The organism is Bradyrhizobium sp. HKCCYLRH2015 (assembly GCF_051168215.1).
In the GTDB taxonomy this organism is placed as follows: Bacteria; Pseudomonadota; Alphaproteobacteria; order Rhizobiales; family Xanthobacteraceae; genus Bradyrhizobium.
In genome coordinates this window covers 1-2099 of the sequence record NZ_JBNPUO010000024.1, presented here as the reverse complement: position 1 = coordinate 2099, position 2099 = coordinate 1, and the positions used below count along the sequence as shown (strand labels likewise).

Genomic DNA, 2099 nt, shown 5'->3' with positions numbered 1-2099 from the left:
TTGGTCGGATTGTCGAGCGCCGAGTTGACCTTCTTGCCCGTGGAGAGATTGTTCTGGGTGGTGGCGAGGAGCTGAGCCGTCGACTGCAGCGAAAGCAGATTCTGACGCACCGACGCCGAGAGAACAATACCTGACATTTTCATACCCTTCTGGTGTGAAACAAACTGCCCGATCCATTCAGGATCAAGGCGAAGCCCGCGGGTGACTGCACCACTGGGCGACGTGCGTTAAGGTAAATGCGAGCGGCTAACAAACAGTGAAGTGACGACCGCTCGCGTTGCCCGACGCGCCGCACCGGCACGGCCGCGCCGAGGTGATTCGCCGCGGATCACATTGAAAACACCGCATATTCGCCGGGCACGCGCGGCCATTTACCGTCCGTTAACCATGATCGGAAAGGATTGCTGCGCGCCGACCGATCGAGCGCGCAGAATTCCCGCGCGATTGAGACTGGCAGCTGGACCAGTCATCGGCCTCGACGCAGCAGGTTCGGCGCCACGCCGATTGCGGCAACGGAGAATGAGAATGGCCCTGAAAGTCGAACTGAAGCCGCATGAGCGCATCATCATCGGCTCCTGCGTGATCACCAATACCGATCAGCGCGCGCGCCTCCTGATCGACGGCGAGAACATTCCGATCCTGCGCGAGAAGGACATCCTGACGCCGGAGACGGCCGACACGCCGGCCAAGCTCGTCTATCTTGCGGTCCAGCTGATGTACATCTCCCCGGGCGCAGATGCGGATCACGGCACCTATTTCAACCTGCTGCGCGACATCATCACGACGGTGCCGAGCGCCTGGCCGATCATCGAGGCGATCAACGGCCATATCCTGAACGGCGATCTCTATCAGGCCCTGAAGGAAGCCAAGAAGCTCGTCGCCTACGAGAAGAAGCTGATCGAGCAGGCTGAAGCCGAACAGCAGGACAAGCCGGTGAGCTCGGCGGCCTGAGCTTTCGCGTCCTCACATCGGAAGGCCCGGCTCGCCAGTCGCGAGGCCGGGCCTTCCGATTTATTGCGCGCCCGCCAGGCTCCGCCGCCAGCAACGTCGGACCTTCCATGTCGTCCGATGAAAAAGCGGCGGGGTTTCCCCCGCCGCCTTGGTCGTCGAGATGCGATGCGTGCGGATCAGCGCAGCAGCTGCAGCACGCTCGCCTGCGACTGGTTGGCGAGCGACAGCGCGGACACCGCGATCGACTGGCGGGTCGACAGCGCCTGGCTGTTGGCCGCTTCCTCGTTGGTGTCGGCCAAGGTCAGGTTCGACGAGCCGGTCTGCAGCACGTTGATCAGGTTCTTGTTGAAGTCCTGACGAACCTGCACGACCGACAGGTTCGAACCCAGCGTCGAGGCCTCGTTGCGCAGCGTGGAGCTCGCCGTGGTGAGCACGCCGATCACCTTGTTCGCCGAGTTGTTGTCGAGGAAGTCGGTGCCCGAGGTCAACGTCGAGAGGCCGAGGCCCGCGGAGTTGAAGGTCACGCCGGTGATCGACAGCGTCGACTTGCCGTTCTCGTTGAAGGTCAGCTTCAGCGTGTCGCCGTTGAGCAGGTTGACACCGTTGAACGACGCATCGCTCGCGGTCGTGTTGATCTGCGCCAGCACGTTGTTGTACTGGGAAACCAGGCTCGCGCGCTGCGTCTGCGCGGTCACATCCGCCACCGGAGCCGCCGCCGTCAGACCGTTGAAGGACTGGCTGGAAGCCGCCGCCGTACCGCCGATCGCGCCGATCGTGGCCGACGCCGCGTCGTTGGTCGTGGTGAGGGTGATCTTGCCGGTCGACGAATCGATCGAGGCCTGCAGGTTATTGGCTGCGAGCTTGGCGTTGAGATCGTTCAGCGACTTGACCTGCCCTGTCCCCAGGCCGAACGTGATGCTGGTCGCCGTGCCACCTCCTGTGGCGCCGACCGTCAAGGTCTGACCCGACAAGCCGTCGCCGACGGCAGTCAGCCCGAGCTTGGCCAAGGTGCCGCTGCTGCCCGAGAGCGTCAATCCCGCCGCCGGCGGCGTCAGGGTGATCGCACCCGCGGTGATCGACGCCGTCACGCCGGTCTGGGTCTGGATCGCCGACAGCAGGTTGCTGACGCTGTCGCCGATGCCGATGTT

Annotated in this window: 2 protein-coding genes; one reads left to right on the top strand and one right to left on the bottom strand. The window is 63.6% G+C overall.

Features of this window, described 5'->3' with window-relative positions:
* The first annotated feature begins 525 nt into the window (after positions 1-525).
* The gene (flbT, locus tag ACQR1H_RS33180) at positions 526-951 is read left to right on the top strand and encodes a flagellar biosynthesis repressor FlbT (protein ID WP_315715996.1); all 426 of its coding nucleotides are present in this window, start codon (positions 526-528) and stop codon (positions 949-951) included.
* 176 nt (positions 952-1127) lie between these two features.
* Here the strand turns inward: flbT and ACQR1H_RS33175 are convergent.
* The coding region (locus tag ACQR1H_RS33175; protein WP_434908797.1) for a flagellin at positions 1128-2099 on the bottom strand (972 nt) is incomplete at its 5' end.

Coding starts and splice junctions, on each gene's coding strand:
- flbT (WP_315715996.1), top strand. CDS start 526: ATGGCCCTGAAAGTCGAACTGAAGCCGCATGAGCGCATCATCATCGGC.